At 56.5% G+C, this 21,859-nt stretch carries 18 protein-coding genes; 7 read left to right on the top strand and 11 right to left on the bottom strand.

Features of this window, described 5'->3' with window-relative positions:
* Nucleotides 1-107 precede the first annotated feature (107 nt).
* From thiC to BHU62_RS22905, 7 genes are all read left to right on the top strand, one after another.
* Nucleotides 108-2,051 carry a phosphomethylpyrimidine synthase ThiC gene (gene thiC, locus BHU62_RS22935; protein WP_073534712.1) on the top strand — a complete coding sequence of 648 codons (1,944 nt, stop codon included), beginning with the start codon at nt 108-110 and terminating at the stop codon, nt 2,049-2,051.
* The gene (gene thiE, locus BHU62_RS22930) at nt 2,044-2,694 is read left to right on the top strand and encodes a thiamine phosphate synthase (protein ID WP_073534711.1); all 651 of its coding nucleotides are present in this window, start codon (nt 2,044-2,046) and stop codon (nt 2,692-2,694) included. Before thiC ends, thiE begins: the two co-directional genes overlap by 8 nt.
* Entirely contained in the window at nt 2,687-3,436 is a 750-nt protein-coding gene (locus tag BHU62_RS22925) for a HesA/MoeB/ThiF family protein (RefSeq protein ID WP_004929883.1), read from the top strand. Before thiE ends, BHU62_RS22925 begins: the two co-directional genes overlap by 8 nt.
* Nucleotides 3,433-3,633, top strand: coding sequence for a sulfur carrier protein ThiS (gene thiS, locus BHU62_RS22920; RefSeq protein WP_073534710.1), 201 nt, complete (start codon nt 3,433-3,435; stop codon nt 3,631-3,633). Before BHU62_RS22925 ends, thiS begins: the two co-directional genes overlap by 4 nt.
* Nucleotide 3,634: 1 nt before the next feature.
* The gene (locus tag BHU62_RS22915; RefSeq protein ID WP_033652706.1) at nt 3,635-4,414 is read left to right on the top strand and encodes a thiazole synthase; all 780 of its coding nucleotides are present in this window, start codon (nt 3,635-3,637) and stop codon (nt 4,412-4,414) included.
* Nucleotides 4,414-5,547 carry a 2-iminoacetate synthase ThiH gene (gene thiH / locus BHU62_RS22910; protein WP_073534709.1) on the top strand — a complete coding sequence of 378 codons (1,134 nt, stop codon included), beginning with the start codon at nt 4,414-4,416 and terminating at the stop codon, nt 5,545-5,547. Before BHU62_RS22915 ends, thiH begins: the two co-directional genes overlap by 1 nt.
* Nucleotides 5,548-6,369: 822 nt before the next feature.
* The gene (locus tag BHU62_RS22905) at nt 6,370-7,065 is read left to right on the top strand and encodes a response regulator (protein ID WP_236720713.1); all 696 of its coding nucleotides are present in this window, start codon (nt 6,370-6,372) and stop codon (nt 7,063-7,065) included.
* Here the strand turns inward: BHU62_RS22905 and BHU62_RS22900 are convergent.
* The 11 genes from BHU62_RS22900 to secE all read right to left on the bottom strand — a co-directional run bounded on the left by BHU62_RS22900 (nt 7,051) and on the right by secE (nt 21,603).
* Nucleotides 7,051-8,325, bottom strand: a complete 1,275-nt coding sequence (locus tag BHU62_RS22900) for a sensor histidine kinase (RefSeq protein ID WP_073534707.1) — start codon at nt 8,323-8,325, stop codon at nt 7,051-7,053. The genes BHU62_RS22905 and BHU62_RS22900 overlap by 15 nt on opposite strands.
* 1 nt (nt 8,326) lies before the next feature.
* Nucleotides 8,327-8,791, bottom strand: coding sequence for an oxidoreductase (locus BHU62_RS22895; protein ID WP_073534706.1), 465 nt, complete (start codon nt 8,789-8,791; stop codon nt 8,327-8,329).
* On the bottom strand, nt 8,791-9,237 hold the full coding sequence (locus tag BHU62_RS22890; RefSeq protein WP_073534705.1) for a GNAT family N-acetyltransferase: 447 nt from the start codon (nt 9,235-9,237) through the stop codon (nt 8,791-8,793). Before BHU62_RS22890 ends, BHU62_RS22895 begins: the two co-directional genes overlap by 1 nt.
* A 165-nt stretch (nt 9,238-9,402) precedes the next feature.
* Nucleotides 9,403-13,626: a DNA-directed RNA polymerase subunit beta' gene (rpoC, locus tag BHU62_RS22885; RefSeq protein WP_073534704.1), complete on the bottom strand. Its 4,224-nt coding sequence runs from the start codon at nt 13,624-13,626 to the stop codon at nt 9,403-9,405.
* Between the two features lie 118 nt (nt 13,627-13,744).
* Nucleotides 13,745-17,773: a DNA-directed RNA polymerase subunit beta gene (gene rpoB / locus BHU62_RS22880; RefSeq protein ID WP_004929900.1), complete on the bottom strand. Its 4,029-nt coding sequence runs from the start codon at nt 17,771-17,773 to the stop codon at nt 13,745-13,747.
* A 332-nt stretch (nt 17,774-18,105) separates the two neighbouring features.
* The gene (gene rplL, locus BHU62_RS22875; protein WP_004929903.1) at nt 18,106-18,471 is read right to left on the bottom strand and encodes a 50S ribosomal protein L7/L12; all 366 of its coding nucleotides are present in this window, start codon (nt 18,469-18,471) and stop codon (nt 18,106-18,108) included.
* A gap of 63 nt (nt 18,472-18,534) precedes the next feature.
* Entirely contained in the window at nt 18,535-19,032 is a 498-nt protein-coding gene (gene rplJ / locus BHU62_RS22870) for a 50S ribosomal protein L10 (protein ID WP_047729348.1), read from the bottom strand.
* A 338-nt stretch (nt 19,033-19,370) separates the two neighbouring features.
* A complete protein-coding gene (rplA, locus tag BHU62_RS22865) occupies nt 19,371-20,075 on the bottom strand; it encodes a 50S ribosomal protein L1 (protein WP_019456443.1) in 705 nt (234 codons plus the stop codon).
* A gap of 3 nt (nt 20,076-20,078) precedes the next feature.
* Entirely contained in the window at nt 20,079-20,507 is a 429-nt protein-coding gene (rplK, locus tag BHU62_RS22860) for a 50S ribosomal protein L11 (RefSeq protein ID WP_015376316.1), read from the bottom strand.
* Between the two features lie 165 nt (nt 20,508-20,672).
* Nucleotides 20,673-21,218: a transcription termination/antitermination protein NusG gene (gene nusG, locus BHU62_RS22855; RefSeq protein ID WP_004929914.1), complete on the bottom strand. Its 546-nt coding sequence runs from the start codon at nt 21,216-21,218 to the stop codon at nt 20,673-20,675.
* A 1-nt stretch (nt 21,219) separates the two neighbouring features.
* Nucleotides 21,220-21,603: a preprotein translocase subunit SecE gene (secE, locus tag BHU62_RS22850; protein ID WP_004929916.1), complete on the bottom strand. Its 384-nt coding sequence runs from the start codon at nt 21,601-21,603 to the stop codon at nt 21,220-21,222.
* Between the last annotated feature and the right edge of the window lie 256 nt (nt 21,604-21,859).

Raw genomic sequence — 21,859 nt, 5'->3', positions numbered from 1 at the left:
CACGGCCTTCCCCTTACGGGCGCCCTGCCTTATCGGCCACCATCATTACTCCCTCCGAGCTCCAGACAAGCAACTTTCCCAACCCAACACACTGGTAGGAACTTGCTATGTCTAACGTTAATCCACCGCGCGCCCGTAAAGCGCAACGCGAAGCCGCTCAGCAGTTTATCGACACCCTGCAAGGCATGGCTTTCCCGAACTCACGCCGCATCTACCTGCAAGGATCGCGCAGCGATATCCAGGTGCCGATGCGCGAAATTCAGCTCAGCCCGACCCTGGTCGGTGGCAGCAAAGACCACCCGCAGTATGAACAGAACGAGGCGATCCCGGTGTATGACACCGCCGGCCCTTACGGCGATCCGCAGGCCGAGCTCGACGTACACGCCGGCCTGGCCAAGCTGCGCGCCGGCTGGATCGACGCGCGCGGCGATACCGCCACCCTAAGCGGCGCCAGCTCAGGCTTCACCCAACAGCGACTGGCGGACGAGGGGTTGGATCACCTGCGCTTCGAACACCTGCCGCTGCCGCGCAAAGCGCTGCCGGGCAAGCGCGTGACCCAACTGCACTATGCCCGCGCCGGTATTGTCACCCCGGAAATGGAGTTCATCGCCATCCGTGAAAACATGGGGCGCGAACGCATTCGCGGCGAGGTGCTGCGCCACCAGCACCCGGGCCAGGGCTGGGGCGCCAACCTGCCGGACAACATCACGCCGGAGTTCGTGCGCCAGGAAGTGGCCGCCGGCCGCGCCATCATTCCCGCCAACATCAACCACCCGGAAGCGGAGCCGATGATCATCGGCCGCAATTTCCTGGTGAAGGTGAACGCCAATATCGGCAACTCGGCGGTCACTTCGTCGATCGAAGAAGAGGTGGAGAAGCTGGTGTGGTCCACCCGCTGGGGTGCGGACACCGTGATGGATCTCTCCACCGGCCGCTATATTCACGAAACTCGCGAGTGGATCCTGCGCAACAGCCCAGTGCCCATCGGCACCGTGCCGATCTATCAGGCGCTGGAGAAGGTCAACGGCGTGGCGGAAAATCTCACCTGGGAGATGTTCCGCGATACGCTGCTGGAGCAGGCGGAGCAAGGGGTCGACTACTTCACCATCCACGCCGGCGTGCTGCTGCGCTACGTGCCGATGACCGCCAAACGCCTGACCGGCATCGTGTCGCGCGGTGGCTCGATCATGGCCAAATGGTGTCTGTCGCACCATCAGGAAAACTTCCTCTATCAGCATTTCCGTGAAATCTGCGAGATCTGCGCCGCCTACGACGTTTCGCTGTCGCTCGGCGACGGCCTGCGCCCCGGCTCCATTCAAGACGCCAACGACGAAGCCCAGTTCGCCGAGCTGCATACGCTGGGCGAGCTGACCAAAATCGCCTGGGAATACGACGTGCAGGTGATGATCGAAGGCCCAGGCCATGTGCCGATGCAGATGATCCGCCGCAACATGACCGAAGAACTGGAGCACTGCCACGAAGCGCCGTTCTACACCCTTGGCCCGCTGACTACCGATATCGCCCCGGGCTATGACCATTTCACCTCCGGCATCGGCGCAGCGATGATCGGCTGGTTCGGCTGCGCCATGCTGTGTTACGTCACACCGAAAGAGCACCTCGGCCTGCCGAACAAAGAGGACGTCAAACAGGGCCTGATCACCTACAAGATCGCCGCCCACGCCGCCGATCTGGCCAAAGGCCATCCGGGCGCGCAGATCCGCGATAACGCCATGTCAAAGGCGCGTTTCGAATTCCGCTGGGAAGATCAGTTCAATCTGGCACTCGATCCGGCCACCGCGCGCGCCTATCACGACGAAACCCTGCCACAGGAGTCCGGCAAAATCGCCCACTTCTGCTCGATGTGCGGACCGAAATTCTGCTCGATGAAAATTTCGCAAGAGGTGCGCGACTACGCCGCAGCCCAGGAGGCCGCCAAACCGATCGAAGTGCAATTGACCGGCATGGAGAAAATGTCCGCCGAGTTCCGCGCCCGCGGCAGCGAGCTATATCACAGCGCCGGCACGCTGCAAGAGGAGACAAGCAATGACTGATATCAAGACCCCCTTCCCGGCAACGCCCCACAAACTGGGGCTTTACCCAGTGGTCGACAGCGTGGTGTGGATCGCTCGCCTGCTGGAGGCCGGCGTCACCACGATCCAGCTGCGCATCAAGGATCTGCCGGACGAACAGGTCGAAGAGGATATCGCCGCCGCCATCGCGCTGGGCCAGCGTTATCAGGCGCGGCTGTTCATCAACGACTACTGGCGGCTGGCGATCAAACACGGCGCCTACGGCGTGCATCTGGGCCAGGAAGATCTCGACACCACCGATCTGGCGGCCATCCACCGCGCCGGGTTGCGGCTGGGCGTGTCCACCCATGACGACGCCGAGCTGGCGCGCGCGCTGGCGGTGAAGCCTTCCTACATCGCGCTGGGGCACATCTTCCCCACCCAGACCAAAGACATGCCTTCGGCGCCGCAGGGGCTGACGGAGTTGAAACGCCATATCGCCGGCCTGGCGGATTACCCGACGGTGGCGATCGGCGGGATCAGCATCGATCGCGTGCCGGCGGTGCTGGCATGCGGCGTCGGCAGCGTGGCGGTGGTCAGCGCCATCACCCAGGCGCCGGACTGGCGCGCGGCGACGGCCGAGCTGCTGCGGCTGATCGAGGGCGAGGATCCGAGCGATGCTTAACGATCAGGAGTTCCTGCGCTACAGCCGCCAACTGCTGCTGGAGGACGTCGGCCCGGAAGGCCAGGAGAAACTCAAACGCGCCACGGTGCTGATCGTCGGTTTGGGCGGGCTCGGCTCCCCGGCTTCGTTGTATCTGGCCGCCGCCGGCGTCGGCACGCTGCTGCTGGCCGACGACGACCAGCTGCACGTCACCAACCTGCAGCGACAAATCCTCTACCGCAGCGCCGATACCGCCACCGGCAAAGCGGCGCTGGCACAACGTCATCTGCAGGCGCTGAACCCATTGGTCGAGTCCATCCCGCTGGCGCAGCGGCTACAAGGGCAAGCGCTGCGCGACGCGGTCGCCCGCGCCGATCTGGTACTGGACTGCTGCGACAATATGGCGACCCGTCATGAGGTCAATGCCGCCTGCATCGCCGCCGCCAAGCCGCTGATCAGCGGCAGCGCGGTCGGTTTCAGCGGCCAACTGCTGGTGCTCGAGCCGCCCTATGCGCACGGCTGCTACGCCTGCCTGTACCCGGAGCAGGAAGAGCCACAGCGCAACTGCCGCACCGCCGGGGTTCTCGGCCCGGTGGTGGGGGTGATCGGCACCCTGCAAGCCCTGGAGGCCATCAAGATGCTGGCCGGCATGCCTTCCTCCCTCAGCGGCAAACTGCGGCTGTTCGACGGCAAGCAGCAGAGCTGGAGCACGCTGCAACTGAGTCAGGCCCGCGCCTGCCCGGTATGCGGAGGTGCGGCATGAAGATCCGTCTGAACGACCAACCGCTGGAGCTGGTGCAGCCGCTCAGCGTCGCCGCCCTGCTGACCCAGCTGGAACGCCACCAGCCGGGCACTGCGCTGGCGATCAACCAAACCATCATCCCGCGCGCCGACTGGGCCGACCACCAGGTGCAGGACGGTGACGACATTTTGCTGTTTCAAGCGATCGCCGGAGGCTGACATGCTGAAAATCGCCGATACCACTTTTACCTCGCGCCTGTTCACCGGCACCGGCAAGTTCGCCACCCCGGCGTTAATGCTAGAGGCGCTGGCGGCCTCCGGCTCACAGCTGGTGACCATGGCCATGAAACGCGTCGATCTGCGCGGCGGCAACGACGCCATTTTGGCGCCGCTGCAGCAGCTGGGCGTCAGGCTGTTACCCAACACCTCCGGCGCCAAAACCGCTGCCGAAGCGGTGTTCGCCGCCCGGCTGGCGCGTGAAGCGCTCGGCACCCACTGGGTGAAGCTGGAGATCCATCCCGATGTGAAATACCTGTTGCCGGATCCGATAGAGACGCTGAAAGCGGCGGAAACCCTGGTGAAAGACGGTTTTGTGGTGCTGCCCTACTGCGGCGCCGATCCGGTGCTGTGCAAACGGCTGGAAGAGGTGGGTTGTGCGGCGGTGATGCCGCTCGGCGCGCCCATCGGATCCAACCGCGGTCTGCGCACCCGCGATTTCCTCGAGATCATCATCGAGCAGGCCAAGGTGCCGGTAGTGGTCGATGCCGGCATCGGCGCGCCAAGCCACGCGCTGGAAGCGATGGAGCTGGGCGCCGATGCCGTGCTGGTGAACACCGCTATCGCCGTGGCGCGCGATCCGGTGCAGATGGCGCGGGCGTTTCGCCTGGCGCTGGAGGCCGGCGAGCTGGCGCGCAGTGCCGGGTTGGGCTCAAGCCAGCGCGGTGCGGTCGCATCCAGCCCGCTGACCGCCTTCCTCAGCCAGCCAGAGGAGGCACAGTGATGGCCGATGATTTCAGTAGCCGCTGGCAACAGCTGGATTGGGACGACATTACGCTACGCATCAACGGCAAAACCGCGCGCGACGTGGAACGCGCATTGAACGCCGACAAGCTGACGCGCGACGACTTTATGGCACTGATCTCCCCCGCCGCCGCGCCGTATCTGGAGCCGCTGGCGCAGCGCGCGCAGCAACTGACCCGTCAGCGCTTCGGCAACGTGGTCAGCTTCTATGTGCCGCTGTACCTCTCCAACCTGTGTGCCAACGACTGCACCTACTGCGGCTTTTCGATGAGTAACCGCATCAAGCGCAAAACGCTGGATACAGCAGAGATCGCACGCGAGTGTGAGGCTATCAAGGCGCTGGGGTTCGAACACCTGTTGCTGGTCACCGGCGAACATCAAACCAAGGTCGGCATGGACTACTTCCGTCAGCACATTCCGGCCATCCGCCGTCATTTCAGCTCGCTGATGATGGAAGTGCAACCGCTGGCGCAGGAAGAGTATGCCGAGCTGAAAACGCTGGGCCTGGACGGCGTGCTGGTGTATCAGGAAACCTACCATCCGGCCACCTATCTGCAGCACCACCTGCGCGGCCAGAAGCAGGATTTCCATTGGCGCCTGGCCACGCCGGATCGCCTGGGGCGCGCCGGGATCGACAAGATCGGCCTCGGCGCGTTGATCGGCCTGTCCCACAGTTGGCGCACCGACTGCTACCTGCTGGCAGAACATCTGTTCTACCTGCAGCAAACCTACTGGCAGAGCCGCTACTCGCTCTCGTTCCCGCGTCTGCGCCCCTGCGCCGGCGGCATTGAGCCGGCGTCGATCATGAGCGAGCCTCAGCTGGTGCAGTTGATCTGCGCCTTCCGGCTGTTCGCGCCGGACGTTGAGCTGTCGCTGTCTACGCGTGAGTCGCCGTACTTCCGCGATCATATGATCCCGGTGGCGATCAACAGCGTCAGCGCCGGATCCAAGACGCAGCCCGGCGGCTATGCCGACGACGTGCCGCCGGAGTTGGAACAGTTCGAGCCGCACGACGGCCGCACGCCACAGCAGGTCGCCGAGGCCATCAGCAACGCCGGGCTGCAGCCGGTGTGGAAAGACTGGGACGGTTATCTGGGACGCGGCGCGCAATAAGCGGCAACGTTTACCGCCGTGTGAAGAAAACGCTGGAGCGGCCGCGCAATGCCGAACGGTGGCGCTGGCGCCGGCAAGCTCCCCGGCTATAGTGACCTTGCCGACCGCCAAACCCGGCGTCGGCCGGGGCCGTCTCCCTCTCGATGGCCCCGCCTTATCCAACCCCGGATCGCGCCGGAAACACTCGTGCGCGACTCCGGCTCCTCGCCAACGGCACACCGCCTATACCGAATCTGCGCCGGCGAGATCTTACGGGCATGTTGTTTTGTCGGCTCAGGTGACGTGCAGAAGGATGGCATAGCGACGTTCAGCTATAACCCAGAATGATATTCAGAGACGGTCAGTGTGCTACGCGAAAGCGTTGGACGTGGGAAAAAACGCTGCTGCAATGGGCTGGATGGGTAATCCCCGGTGTTGCCAATGGCCCTGGTGTTGGCCGCGGATCTTTTTGCCGCCTGCTCCCTGCTTACGGACAAGAGCAGGCGGTTTATTTTGTGAGACTGGCACCCCCCCAGGACGCGAATCACACAGTATGTGCGCTAATTAACCATATAAACGGTTAAATGTGAATGTCTTTTGAGTGTTTTTTTATTTAGTATCGAGTGTGTTTTGAGTTTGCCAAGGAAAATCAACCTGATATCACCGCAACCTCCGAGGCTTCATCTATAATCCAGCACGGGTCCTCGTGCTGCTGGTTTTGCCACGCTCGCGGTCAACATCCAAAAAACCAGGGTTGTCATGAAGAAAACGCCAAATTACATCGATGCAATCAGCGCGTTGCTCACTCTGAAAGGGGTTGGCGACAGAAAACATGCCTCCACGATGGCTAACATACTGAATCTTCAGTACAACAGTGCCAAACAAAAACTGGATGGCAAAAGAGGCATTACCCTCGATGAAGTCAAAAAGGTTTTCCAGTATTTCAACGAGCCGTTTGCCGGCCAAAGGACGCATAACGGCGTCTTTATCATGAACAGCATTCACAAGCGCTGCAACATTGAGGTCGACGAACGCCCGGTCACGCAAGCGGACAACGACGAAACCTACGCCTACAAAAAAGACGATCTTTTCATCATCAACACCAATCAGGAACATGCCGTCGATGCCCCGCTGTACAAAGTCAACAAGATAGACTTTCTGCCGGCCCCGCGTATCGCAATCCTGGACAATGACAGCGATATTCTCGAACTGTTGAAGAAAATCGCCGGTCGATACGGCATCGAGACCGAGACCTTTCAAACGGCGGACGCCATGCTGGCCGCGCTGGAGCAGCAGTCCTTTGAGGCGTTTATTCTGGACTGGCTGCTGGACTTCGGCGAGACCTCCGAACGCGTCGTGAAGAAAATTAAAGACACCCTTGATCCGCACGCCCGCATCATCATTCTGACCGGCCAGTTGAATCATTATGAGAAAAATATCGGCGATATGATCCTGCACTATGACGTGCACCTGGTGGAAAAACCGACCAAGCCGCTGATTATCTCCTCGCTGTTGCTGTCGAACTTATTCTTTAGTTAGTTTGACCGGGATGCGGATCAAAAACGATGAGCCAACCCCTTCGGCGGATTTGACTTTGATGGCGCCTTTCATCGTCGTCACGTAATTTTTGATAATGGTCAGACCCAGACCCAATCCCTGCCGCGTTTCCCTCTCCACTCCCTGATTGAACGCCTTATATAACCGATCCAGATTATTGACGTTGAATCCGATGCCGGTGTCTTTTACCCGCAAATACAGATTGCCGTTACACACCTTCACATTGAGAGTGACCACACCCTGGTGGGTAAACTTTTCCGCATTGCTGAGCAGGTTGGCCAATATGCGGTAGAGCTTATATTTATCAGAACAAATCAAGCCGGCATAAGACGAACGGTGAACCACGAGGCGATTGCCGCGCCCGGCGTCGAGGCCGGTCACAGCATCGCCCACCACCTCATTCAACCGGAAGGTGGAAATATTGACCTTGACCTCCCCCATCTCGAGCCGAGAATAATCCATCACCTCACGCGTTTGTTCGGCGATTTTATTGCCGTGATAGGAGATCAGGCGGGCTTCTTTTTTCAGCTCTTCCTGCGCCAGCTCGTGCTCCATAATATCCGCAGCAATGACGATAGCCTGCGTCGAACCGGCGATCTCGTGATAGATGGAAGAGATGAAGATGTTCTTGTTCTTGATGATCTCTTTTAACGAAAAGGCGTTTCTCAGCACCAGGAACATCATCAGGAACACCAAAATCAGCGAAAAGATGGCGAACATCTCGGCTTTACTCGAATTATCCTGGATGATGCCTTTCACTTCGGTAAAGTTTTTAATCTGTATCCTATAAATAATCTCCTGGATATCGACCAGCGTGCCCTCGATATCATCCATATAAGAGAGAATATCCGCCTTGCTTTTTTGCCCCGCCAGCAAGCCGGCGGAGAGACTGTCCAACGTGCGGTACTGCTGCTTTAGCAGCGCAACGTTCTTGATGAACTCGCCGTCGTAGTAAAAAGAATCGCTGAAGGTCGAGCGGCTCTCCAGGATCTGAATCTTCGAGTAGAAGATCTTCTTTTTGATCAGGAAAGCGTCGTAATCATTGTTTTCACTGAGCAGCAGCGCGGTTTTGGTCCTTTCGAACGCCAGAAAAAGGATCTCGGCCACCGAGTAGTTGTCCAGATTGGGCTCAATCTGCTTATAGCGCTCTTTTACGCCGCCGAAGTTAATGGCAATCAGCAGGATCAATAAGGTGAAGATGGCAACCAACGCGATAAGAGTACCGATCAGTTTTTTGCTCATCTTACTTAATCTCCAGCCGTTTTATTTGCCAGACGGTTTTCGCATTCACATCCAGATTATTCAGCTCGGCGTATTGATCGCGCGGATAAATAATGGCGAACGGCCCCAGTTCCGCAACGTCGATCGGCTTGCCGCCGCGTTGGTAGGCGACGATAACGCGGTATTTAATCATCTCGTCAATCGGCATTGAGTAGGAGTAATCGTCCCAGGCGAAGGCACGCACCGACTGCCCTTTCAGATGATAAGCTTTCACCAGCTCCGCAAACTCAACGCCGGTGAACTCCTCTTCCGGGGTGAAATTGGTCGAGGTTTTAATCGTGTGCGCCGGCATCGCCTCCAGCATCTGCCGGGTCACCTTGATCTTTTCGCCGTCGACCGGTTTCAGGTAAAAATAGTCAACGGCTGCATACAGCGGTGCGCTGAACAGCGAAAGCAGCAGTAACGTTATCAATCCTTTGATTTTCATTATTCACTCTCTTTGCATTTTACCAGCTCAGCCTGGCCGAACTCATCCCGCCCGACGACGGCCCAACCGTGATGTTGATAAAAACCTTCGGCTTTGGAACCGGGATCGGTGGTTAGATGGATCGCTTCGGCGCCGTGCTCAAACATCCAGGCGGTGACCCGCGCCAACAGGGCGGAGCCGATCCCCATCGACTGGTATTCCGGTTTCACGAACAAACCGCCGATCAGCGGTTCGGGGATGAACAGCCCAAAACCAACGCCGGCATAATCGTCGCCACACTTGCAGATCCAGCCACCGCCCTGGTTGATGTCCTCCAGCGCCTGCTTGCGCTGCAGATACTGAATTTGATGCGGATGCAGCGGGTTCTCTTCGACGGAAAAGCGGATCTCATACAGGTAAGGCAGGTGTTGCGCAGTCAGTTTTTCGAAGGTGATGGGGCTGTCCATATTCGCACTGTCCTTGGTTGTCAGGTAAAAACACCGGCCAATTTCTGTTGTAACCATAGTAGCAAAGTTTGCCGCCCCCAGGCGTGAGGCAAAAAAAACCGCCCCCGAAGGAGCGGTTTATCTGGCGATGGGCCCGGCAAGCCGGGCCCGCGGCGCGGATGACGATTACTCGTCGTCGCTGCCGCCCAGGCCTGCGTTGAGCAGCTCGGCCAGGTTAGCCGTCGCTTCTTCCGCGCTGACTTGCGGAACAACCGGCGCTTCACCCTGAGCACGGCGACGCATGCGATCCTGATGATAAGCGTAACCGGTACCGGCTGGGATCAGACGGCCCACGATGACGTTCTCTTTCAGGCCACGCAGTTCATCACGCTTGCCGGCTACGGCAGCTTCGGTCAGAACGCGCGTCGTTTCCTGGAACGATGCAGCGGAGATGAAGGACTCGGTCGCCAAGGAAGCCTTGGTGATACCCAGCAGATCGCGCGAGAAGGTTGCCGCGATCTTACCTTCAGCTTCCAGCTGACGGTTGGCAATCTTGACGCGAGACACTTCAGCCTGCTCGCCTTCCAGGAACTCTGAGCCACCAGCGCTAACGATGGTGCCTTTACGCAGCATCTGACGAACGATAACTTCGATGTGCTTATCGTTAATCTTAACGCCTTGCAGACGGTAAACTTCCTGCACTTCGTTGGTGATGTAGCGGGTAACCGCATGCACGCCACGCAGACGCAGAATGTCGTGCGGAGACTCTGGGCCGTCGGATACGACGTCGCCACGTTCCACCACTTCGCCTTCGAACACGTTGAGCTGACGCCATTTCGGAATCATCTCTTCGTAAGCGTCGCTGCCGTCCAGCGGCGAGATCACCAGGCGACGTTTGCCTTTGGTCTCTTTACCGAACGAGATAATCCCGCTGATTTCAGCCAGGATTGCCGGCTCTTTCGGACGACGTGCTTCGAACAGGTCGGCAACGCGCGGCAGACCACCGGTAATATCCTTGGTACCGCCGGATTCCTGAGGAATACGCGCCAGGGTATCACCCGCACCGATCTGAATGCCGTCTTCCAGCTGAACGATCGCTTTGCCCGGCAGGAAGTATTGAGCAGGCATATCAGTACCTGGGATCAATACGTCTTCGCCCTGAGCGTCAACGATTTTCAGTGCCGGACGCAGGTCTTTACCGCTACCGGTACGCTCTGCGCTGTCCAGAACTACCAGAGAAGACAAACCGGTCAGTTCGTCGGTCTGGCGAGTAATGGTCTGGCCGTCGACCATGTCCGCGAAGCGAATGAAGCCGCTGACTTCACTGATGACCGGCATGGTGTGCGGATCCCAGTTAGCAACGGTTTCGCCGCCGTTAACTTCTTCACCATCACCTTTGCCCATCACGGCACCGTAAGGCACCTTGTAGCTTTCTTTGGTACGGCCGAATTCGTCGATCAGTTTCAGTTCGGTGTTACGCGAGGTGATCACCAGCTTGCCCGCGGCGTTCATAACGAACTTCGCGTTGCTCAGCTTGAGGCTACCCTTGTTTTTCACCTGGATGCTGGATTCAGCAGCCGCACGAGATGCCGCACCACCGATGTGGAACGTACGCATCGTCAGCTGTGTACCCGGCTCACCGATGGACTGTGCCGCGATAACGCCGATGGCTTCACCTTTGTTGATGATGTGGCCACGTGCCAGGTCGCGACCGTAGCAGTTTGCACACACACCAAAGTCGGTTTCACAGCTCACCACGGAACGGACTTTAACGCTGTCGACAGAGTTCTCTTCCAACAGGTCACACGCCTTCTCGTTCAGCAGGGTGTTGCGAGGCACCAGAATGTCCGCCGTACCCGGCTTGAGGACGTCTTCTGCCGTCACACGGCCCAGAACGCGTTCACGCAGCGGCTCTTTCACGTCGCCACCTTCGATAACCGGAGTCATCAGGATGCCGTCGTGGGTGCCACAGTCGTCTTCGGTCACAACCAGATCCTGCGCCACGTCAACCAGACGACGGGTCAGATAACCGGAGTTCGCGGTTTTCAGTGCGGTATCCGCCAGACCTTTACGCGCACCGTGAGTGGAGATGAAGTACTGGAGTACGTTCAGACCTTCACGGAAGTTCGCGGTGATTGGCGTTTCGATGATGGAGCCGTCCGGCTTCGCCATCAGACCACGCATACCGGCCAGCTGACGAATCTGAGCGGCGGAACCACGTGCACCGGAGTCGGCCATCATAAAGATGCTGTTGAAGGAAACTTGCTGTTCCACTTCGCCGTCACGGTTAACCACGTCTTCTACCGACAGGTTTTCCATCATCGCTTTCGCAACGCGTTCGTTCGCTGCAGCCCAGATATCGATCACTTTGTTATAGCGTTCGCCGGCGGTAACCAGACCAGACTGGAACTGCTCCTGGATCTCGGCAACTTCGGTTTCCGCTTCTTCGATGATCTCCGCTTTCTTGGCCGGGATAACCATGTCGTCGATACCTACGGAAGCGCCGGAACGGGCTGCGTAAGCAAAACCGGTGTACATGATCTGGTCAGCAAAGATAACGGTCGGCTTCAGGCCCAGGATGCGGTAACAGGTGTTCAGCATCTTGGAGATCGCTTTCTTGCCCAGAGGCTGGTTAACGATCGAGTACGGCAGACCTTTCGGTACGATCATCCACAGGATGGCGCGGCCGATGGTGGTGTCGATGATGCTGGTCTGAGTGGTCCATTCGCCTTCGGCGTTTTTGACGTCTTCGGTGATACGCACTTTAACGCGCGCATGCAGAGACGCCAGGCCGGCGCGGTAAACACGCTCAGCTTCTTTGGAACCGTTCAGCACCATGCCTTCGCCTTTGGCGTTAACACAGTCGCGGGTCATGTAGTACAGACCCAGTACAACGTCCTGAGAAGGAACGATGATTGGCTCGCCGTTCGCTGGAGACAGGATGTTGTTGGTGGACATCATCAGCGCACGCGCTTCCAGCTGGGCTTCCAGCGTCAGCGGTACGTGAACGGCCATCTGGTCACCATCGAAGTCGGCGTTATAGGCCGCACAAACCAGCGGGTGCAGCTGGATCGCTTTACCTTCGATCAGAACCGGTTCAAACGCCTGGATACCCAAACGGTGCAGGGTTGGTGCACGGTTCAGCAGTACCGGGTGTTCGCGGATCACTTCGTCCAGGATATCCCAAACAACGGCTTCTTCACGCTCAACCATTTTCTTGGCGGCTTTGATGGTGGTGGCCAGGCCACGCAGCTCCAATTTGCCGTAGATGAACGGTTTGAACAGCTCCAGCGCCATCTTCTTAGGCAGACCGCACTGATGCAGACGCAGGTATGGACCTACGGTGATTACGGAACGGCCGGAGTAGTCAACGCGTTTACCCAACAGGTTCTGACGGAAACGACCCTGCTTACCTTTGATCATGTCGGCCAAAGATTTCAGAGGACGTTTGTTCGAACCGGTGATCGCACGACCGCGACGGCCGTTATCCAGCAGGGCGTCTACCGCTTCTTGCAGCATACGCTTTTCGTTGCGCACGATGATGTCCGGCGCAGCCAGATCCAGCAGGCGTTTCAGACGGTTGTTACGGTTGATCACGCGGCGATACAGATCGTTCAGATCCGAAGTCGCGAAACGACCGCCATCCAGCGGAACCAGCGGACGCAGATCCGGCGGCAGTACCGGCAGCACGGTCAGGATCATCCACTCCGGCTTGTTACCGGACTGTACGAACGCTTCCAGCAGCTTGATACGCTTGGTCAGCTTCTTACGCTTGGTTTCGGAGTTGGTTTCGTTCAGCTCTTCACGCAGCTGCTCGCACTCGGCTTCCAGATCCATGTTTTTCAACAGGGCCTGAATAGCTTCCGCACCCATCTTGGCGTCGAATTCGTCACCGAACTCTTCCAGCGCGTCCAGATACTGCTCTTCGGTCAGGATCTGACGACGCTCGAGGTTGGTCATACCGCCTTCGACCACCACATAGGATTCGAAGTACAGCACGCGTTCGATGTCACGCAGCGGCATATCCAGCAGCAAACCGATGCGGGATGGCAGCGATTTCAGGAACCAGATGTGCGCAGTCGGCGAAGCCAGCTCGATGTGGCCCATGCGCTCACGACGCACTTTGGTCTGGGTCACTTCAACGCCGCACTTCTCACAGATCACGCCGCGGTGTTTCAAGCGCTTGTACTTACCGCACAGGCACTCGTAATCTTTTACCGGCCCGAAGATACGGGCGCAGAAAAGGCCGTCACGCTCAGGTTTGAACGTACGGTAGTTAATGGTTTCCGGCTTCTTAACTTCACCGAACGACCACGAACGGATCATGTCTGGCGAGGCCAGAGCAATCTTGATCGCATCAAACTCTTCGGTCTTAGTTTGCGCTTTCAGAAACTTCAATAAGTCTTTCACGGATTGGCTCCTGTCGGAGTTAAACCTGTTGGGTACCCACAACCGCAGTAGGTACCCGTGTGACCTGAACAACCACCCTCAGGCTCCCTTAGGCGGAGAGCCTGAGCCGGCATGACGATTACTCGTCTTCCAGTTCGATGTTGATGCCGAGCGAGCGGATTTCTTTCAACAGTACGTTGAAGGATTCCGGCATGCCTGGCTCCATCCGGTGATCGCCATCCACGATGTTTTTGTACATCTTGGTACGGCCGTTAACGTCATCCGACTTAACGGTGAGCATTTCCTGCAGGGTATAAGCCGCGCCGTATGCTTCCAGTGCCCACACTTCCATCTCACCGAAGCGTTGACCACCGAATTGCGCTTTACCACCCAGAGGTTGCTGAGTAACCAAGCTGTAAGAACCGGTTGAACGGGCGTGCATTTTATCGTCAACCAAGTGGTTCAGTTTCAGCATGTACATATAGCCGACAGTAACCTGGCGCTCGAATTGCTCACCGGTACGGCCATCGAACAGCGTGATCTGACCGGAGGTCGGGATACCGCCCATTTCCAGCAGCTTCTTGATTTCAGTCTCTTTCGCACCGTCAAACACCGGCGTCGCGATCGGCATACCTTTTTTCAGGTTCTCTGCCAGACGCAGCACTTCGTCGTCGCTGAAGGTGTTCAGGTCAACTTTCTGGCATACGTCGTCGCCCAGATCGTAGGCCTTCTGGATGAACTCACGCAGCTTGGCCACTTCCTGCTGCTGCTTCAGCATCTGGTTGATCTTCTCACCGATGCCTTTCGCAGCCATACCCAGGTGGGTTTCCAGGATCTGACCGATGTTCATACGTGATGGTACGCCCAGCGGGTTCAGTACGATGTCTACCGGCGTGCCGTTTTCATCGTAAGGCATATCTTCGATCGGGTTGATCTTGGAGATAACACCCTTGTTACCGTGGCGGCCCGCCATCTTGTCACCCGGTTGGATCTGACGTTTAACGGCCAGATAAACCTTGACGATTTTCAGCACGCCCGGCGCCAGATCGTCGCCCTGAGTGATCTTACGACGCTTGGCTTCCAGCTTCTTCTCGAAGTCGGATTTCAGTTCGTCGTACTGCTCAGCCAGCTGCTCCAGCTGGTTTTGCTTCTCTTCGTCGGTCAGGCCCAGTTCCAGCCAGCGATCGCGCGGCAGCTTGCTCAGCTTGTCGGCTTCGATGCCACCGGCAACCAGCACCGCGTGGATACGCGCAAACAGGCCGGCTTCCAGGATCTGCAGTTCTTCAGTCAGGTCTTTCTTCGCCTGCTTCAGCTGCATCTCTTCGATTTCCAACGCACGCTTGTCTTTTTCCACGCCATCGCGGGTGAAGACCTGCACGTCGATAACCGTACCGGAAACGCCGTTTGGTACACGCAGAGAAGAGTCTTTAACGTCAGACGCTTTCTCACCGAAGATCGCACGCAGCAGTTTCTCTTCCGGCGTCAGCTGGGTTTCGCCTTTAGGCGTTACCTTACCGACCAGGATATCGCCGCCGGTCACTTCAGCACCGATATACACGATACCGGATTCATCTAGCTTGGAGAGCGCAGCTTCACCCACGTTAGGGATGTCGGCGGTGATCTCTTCAGGCCCCAGCTTGGTGTCGCGAGACACGCACGCCAGTTCCTGGATGTGGATGGTGGTGAAGCGATCTTCCTGCACCACGCGCTCGGAGACCAAGATGGAGTCTTCGAAGTTGTAGCCGTTCCAAGGCATGAACGCTACGCGCATGTTCTGGCCCAGTGCCAGTTCGCCCAGGTCTGTCGATGGGCCATCCGCCAGCACGTCGCCGCGCTCGATTGGCTCACCCAGATTCACACACGGCATCTGGTTGATGCAGGTGTTCTGGTTAGAACGGGTGTACTTGGTCAGGTTGTAAATATCGATACCTGCTTCGCCCGGGTACATCTCGTCTTCGTTAACTTTGATAACGATACGGGAAGCATCCACGTACTGGATCACACCGCCGCGTTTGGCAACGGCGGTTACGCCGGAGTCAACCGCTACAGCACGTTCCATACCGGTACCAACCAGCGGCTTGTCAGCGCGCAGGGTTGGTACGGCCTGACGTTGCATGTTCGCACCCATCAATGCACGGTTGGCGTCATCGTGTTCCAGGAATGGAATCAGTGAAGCACCAACGGAAACAACCTGTTGGGTGGATACGTCCATGTAGTCAACCTGGTCGCGGCTGAACAGGCTTGATTCGCCTTTGCTGCGGCAGGTGACCAGGTCTTCTACGAAGCGGCCTTCTTCATCCAGGTTGGAGTTCGCCTGAGCGATAACGAAGTTGCCTTCTTCAATAGCAGACAGGTAGTTGATTTCATCGGTCACCACGCCGTCACGCACGCGGCGGTACGGGGTTTCCAGGAAGCCATACTCGTTAGTCTGTGCGTACACGGACAAGGAGTTGATCAGACCGATGTTTGGACCTTCCGGCGTTTCGATTGGGCACACGCGGCCGTAGTGGGTCGGGTGTACGTCTCGAACTTCAAAGCCGGCGCGCTCACGGGTCAGACCGCCCGGGCCCAGTGCGGAGATACGACGCTTGTGCGTGATCTCGGACAACGGGTTGTTCTGGTCCATGAACTGGGACAGCTGGCTGGAGCCGAAGAACTCTTTCACCGCCGCCGAAATCGGCTTGGCGTTGATCATGTCCTGAGGCATCAGGGTATCCAGATCGCCCAGAGACAGACGCTCTTTCACCGCACGCTCAACACGCACCAGACCTACGCGGAACTGGTTCTCGGCCATTTCGCCGACGGAGCGGATACGACGGTTGCCCAAGTGGTCGATATCGTCCACTTCGCCCTTGCCGTTACGGATATCGATGAGCTTCTTCATCACTTCGATGATGTCGTCTTTGCTCAGGATACCCGAACCTTCGATCTCGTCGCGCAGCAGAGAACGGTTGAACTTCATACGGCCAACCGCGGACAGATCGTAGCGGTCTTCGGAGAAGAACAGGTTCTCGAACAGGCTTTCGGCAGCTTCGCGCGTTGGCGGCTCACCAGGACGCATCATGCGGTAGATTTCTACCAGCGAGCTCAGACGATCGTTGGTCGGATCGACACGCAGCGTTTCAGAGATGTACGCGCCGTGGTCCAGATCGTTGGTGAACAGCGTTTCGATGCGCTTGTGGCCGGACTGGCTCAGCTTGGCCAGCAGATCCAGCGACAGCTCCATGTTGGCTGCGCAGATCAGTTCGCCGGTATTGGTATCGATATAGTCTTTCGCGACCACTTTGCCCGCGATGTACTCTACCGGTACTTCAATGCTCTGAATGTCGTCTTTTTCCAGCTGACGGATATGACGAGCGGTGATGCGACGGCCTTTCTCTACGTAGATCTTGCCGTTGGCTTCGATGTCGAACGAAGCGGTCTCACCACGCAGGCGCTCTGGCACCAGCTCCATCTGCAGCTTGTTGTCGCGGATTTCGAAGACGATCTTGTCAAAGAACAGGTCGAGGATCTGTTCAGTGGTGTAGTTCAGCGCGCGCAGAATGATGGTCGCAGGCAGTTTGCGGCGACGGTCAATACGCACGAACAGGTTGTCTTTCGGATCGAACTCGAAGTCCAACCATGAACCGCGGTAAGGGATGATGCGTGCGTTGTACAGCACTTTACCCGAGGAGTGGGTTTTACCCTTATCGCTGTCGAAGAATACGCCAGGACTACGGTGCAACTGAGATACGATAACCCTCTCAGTACCGTTGATCACAAAGGTGCCGTTTTCGGTCATGAGCGGAATTTCGCCCATGTAGACTTCTTGTTCCTTGATGTCTTTGACCGTACCTTCAGGCGCTTCGCGCTCATAGATAACCAGGCGCAGTTTTACGCGCAGCGGTGCAGAGAACGTCACACCACGGATCTGGCACTCTTTGACGTCGAAGACCGGCTCACCAAGACGGTAGCTAACGTATTGCAGCTCCGAATTGCCACTGTAGCTCTGGATAGGGAAAACAGAACGGAATGCGGCTTCAAGGCCGTACTGCCCTTCTGGATCTTGCTCGATAAACTTCTGGAACGAGTCAAGCTGGATAGAAAGGAGATATGGTATGTCCAGCACTTGTGGACGTTTACCAAAATCCTTACGAATACGTTTTTTCTCGGTATAGGAGTAAACCATAGGGTTCCTCAGCTCGCTGATCAGTGACCCAATCTGTCCGTCCGATTAGGGACAGTTCATGCAACACCGTTTTGTCGACCGGAAAGCGGGAACACTTTCCGCAATATCTCTTGCTATCACGCTTAAACCATTTCATCGCGCCTTCCCCCAGAACTCCTGGTAGTGCAAAGACCGCGGTATATTAAGTCGTCAATAGAAACAAACATTGGGAGGCGAAACCAGCAGCCAAACAGTGTGAAACGCTACTGGCGCCCTACAGCGCAAAAAGGCTGGTGACTAAAAAGTCACCAGCCATCAGCCTAAAAAACTAGGCTGCAACCGGAAAGGTTGGCTTATTTAACTTCAACTTCTGCGCCAGCTTCTTCCAGAGATTTTTTCAGAGCTTCTGCGTCATCTTTGCTCACGCCTTCTTTCAGAGCGGCTGGAGCAGATTCAACCAGGTCTTTAGCTTCTTTCAGACCCAGGCCGGTAGCGCCACGTACTGCTTTGATAACAGCAACTTTGTTAGCGCCTGCAGCTTTCAGGATAACGTCGAATTCAGTTTTCTCTTCAGCAGCTTCAGCTGGGCCAGCAGCTACAGCTACAGCAGCAGCAGCAGAAACGCCGAATTTTTCTTCCATAGCGGAAACCAGTTCAACAACGTCCATTACGGACATAGCGGCAACTGCTTCCAGGATTTGGTCTTTAGTGATAGACATAACAATTGTTCCTAAAATTCAGAAATAGTTTAAATACGTTAGCAAAGGCTAAGAAAGAGTGGCTTACGCCGCTTCTTTCTGATCGCGTACTGCAGCCAGAGTGCGAACCAGTTTGCCGGCAGCGGCTTCTTTCATGGTTGCCATCAGGCGTGCGATTGCTTCATCGTAAGTTGGCAGCGTTGCCAGGCGGTCGATTTGCGCCGCAGGGATCAGCTCACCTTCAAAGGCCGCAGCTTTAACCTCGAATTTTGCATTCGCTTTCGCGAACTCTTTGAACAGACGAGCAGCAGCGCCCGGGTGTTCGTGAGAGAATGCAATCAAGGTAGGACCGACAAACGTGTCTTTCAGGCATTCGAATGGAGTGCCTTCAACAACGCGACGCATCAGGGTGTTGCGAACAACACGCATGTAAACGCCAGCTTCACGACCTGCTTTACGCAGTTCAGTCATTTTATCTACGGTAACGCCACGGGAATCCGCAACAACCGCAGACAGCGCGCCTTTGGCTACTTCGCTGACTTCAGCAACAATCGCTTGTTTGTCTTGAAGATTTAATGCCATTAGCTTTTTGCTCCTGGATTAGCCGGGGAAAATCCCCCGGAACTCACTTCACTCGGCGCTTTGTAACACGCCACGCCGAGCGGCTTAACACGGTGAGCAGAATCCAGCAAAGACATTCTTTTATAAAAAAGAAAAATTTTCTTAGGCTCTGTCACCGTCTACGCAGGAAGGATTAAGTATCTTGCGATACACCTGCGGTCTTGGACGGAGGCCTGGATAGGCCAGGCTCCAACCGAAAAATCTTTGTTTTGCCTACGGCATAGCCAATAGCAAAACCTTGGGGCATAAGATTCTAGACAAATCTCGGCCCCAAGTCAAAGCGATAATCGCAAGGGCGATTAGTTCGCTGCAGCAGACAGACCGCTCTGATCGATAGCAACGCCAGCACCCATGGTGGTGGAGAGGCTAACTTTCTTGATGTACATACCTTTCGCCTGAGAAGGTTTTGCTTTTTTCAGCGCAACCAGCAGGGCTTCCAGGTTTTCTTTCAGTTTGTCTGCGTCGAAATCAACCTTACCGATAGTGGTATGGATGATGCCGTTTTTGTCGTTACGGTAGCGAACCTGACCTGCTTTAGCGTTTTTCACTGCTTCAGCAACGTTCGGAGTAACGGTACCCACTTTCGGGTTTGGCATCAGGCCGCGTGGACCCAGGATCTGGCCCAGTTGACCTACAACGCGCATTGCATCCGGGGAAGCAATAACAACGTCGAAGTTCATTTCGCCTTTCTTGATCTGGTCAGCCAGATCGTCCATACCTACCAGCTCTGCGCCGGCAGCTTTCGCTGCTTCAGCGTTAGCGCCTTGGGCAAATACGGCAACGCGAACGGAACGACCGGTGCCGTGTGGCAGAACGGTAGCGCCACGAACGTTTTGGTCAGATTTACGAGCGTCGATGCCGAGGTTAACGGCAACGTCAACGCTTTCTACGAATTTAGCGGTGGCCAGCTCTTTCAGCAGAGCAACAGCTTCAGTGATGTCATACTGTTTAGTAGCATCAACTTTGTCACGGATCACGCGCATGCGCTTGGTCAGCTTAGCCATCTCTTAATCCTCCACTACCAGGCCCATGGAACGAGCGGTACCTTCGATGGAGCGAGTCATCGCTTCAACGTCAGAACCAGTCATGTCCGCAGCTTTGGTTTCTGCGATTTCACGTACCTGAGCACGGGTCACTTTACCTACTTTGTCTTTGTTCGGCTTGCCGGAACCAGACTTGATACCAGCCGCTTTTTTCAGCAGAACTGCTGCTGGCGGGGTTTTGGTAACGAAAGTGAAGGAGCGATCAGAATAAACGGTAATAACAACCGGAATCGGCAGACCTTTTTCAACGCTGTCAGTCTTAGCGTTGAATGCCTTACAGAATTCCATGATGTTAACGCCTTGCTGACCCAGAGCTGGACCAACTGGCGGGCTCGGGTTAGCCATACCAGCTGCAACTTGCAGCTTAACGTAGGCTTGTACTTTCTTGGCCATTTAAATTTCCTCGGTTTGGGTAGTATCGCCTCGTGAGAGGCTCCCCGTGTTTGACCTCGCCCAACATGCATCAGGCAAGGCATCTAAAAACAAAAGGCGCGAAATTGTAGTTCAATTTCGCGCCTTTGACAAGCGGCAACGGGCCACTCATTGCTGATTATTCGATCAGCCTTTCTCGACCTGGCTGAAGTCCAGTTCCACCGGCGTTGCACGGCCAAAGATGGAAACGGAAACTTTCAGGCGGCTCTTCTCGTAATCGACTTCTTCGACCACGCCGTTGAAATCGGCAAACGGGCCGTCGTTGACGCGCACCAGCTCACCCGGTTCGAACAGCGTTTTCGGACGCGGCTTGTCACCGACCTGCTGCAGGCGGTTCATGATCGCATCAACTTCTTTATCGCTGATCGGTGCAGGACGGTCTGAAGTACCGCCGATGAAACCCATCACGCGCGGTACGCTGCGCACCAAGTGCCAGCTGGCGTCATTCATCACCATCTGCACCAGCACGTAGCCAGGGAAGAATTTACGTTCGCTCTTGCGACGCTGGCCACCACGGATTTCAACCACTTCTTCCGTAGGCACCATCACTTCGCCGAACAGTTCTTCCATATCGTGCAGTTTGATATGTTCACGCAGCGATTGCGCTACGCGACCTTCAAAACCGGAAAACGCCTGAACGACGTACCAACGTTTTTTTGGAGCTTCAGACATTTTAGAACCTCAGGCCAGTAATAAACGACACCAGACGGACCAGAATACCATCCAGTCCCCACAGAATCAGTGACATCACGGCGGTTACCGCGGCAACGATCAACGTGGTGTGTAGCGTTTCCTGACGAGTTGGCCAAATCACTTTACGTACTTCGGTACGCGCTTCGCGGGCAAACGCAACGGTGGCTTTGCCTTTGGTGGTCATCAGAGCCACTGCACCTGCAACGGCGATGATCAGCACAACTGCCAGCGCGCGCAATGGCAGGCTTAAATCACGGTAGTAATAGTTACCGACAATAGCCACAACCAACAGAACGGCGACGATCAGCCACTTTGCCGCTTCCAGGCCGCGTCCGCTCCCTTGAGCCTCGGTATTCGCACTCATAAACCAACCTGTCACAATGATGATTCAGAACAAACAACTTTGCCTCGCATTGCGAGGCAAACCAAACCGATCGGATACCACATTAGCGATATCCCGGTGTTTTACGCCATGACGTATTTCAGTCAATACGGTTTAAGAGCCCATCTCACCAATGATTATGACTGCAAAATCGCTGATGAGATAGGTTCTAGTTCACAGCGTAGAAAAAGGGCATCAAATGATGCCCTTTTACCGCGTGTCGCGTCAAACTTTATCA

Source organism: Serratia marcescens (assembly GCF_001902635.1).
GTDB classification, from domain to species: Bacteria; Pseudomonadota; Gammaproteobacteria; order Enterobacterales; family Enterobacteriaceae; genus Serratia; species Serratia marcescens_F.
This window is presented reverse-complemented; position numbering and strand designations above follow the sequence as displayed.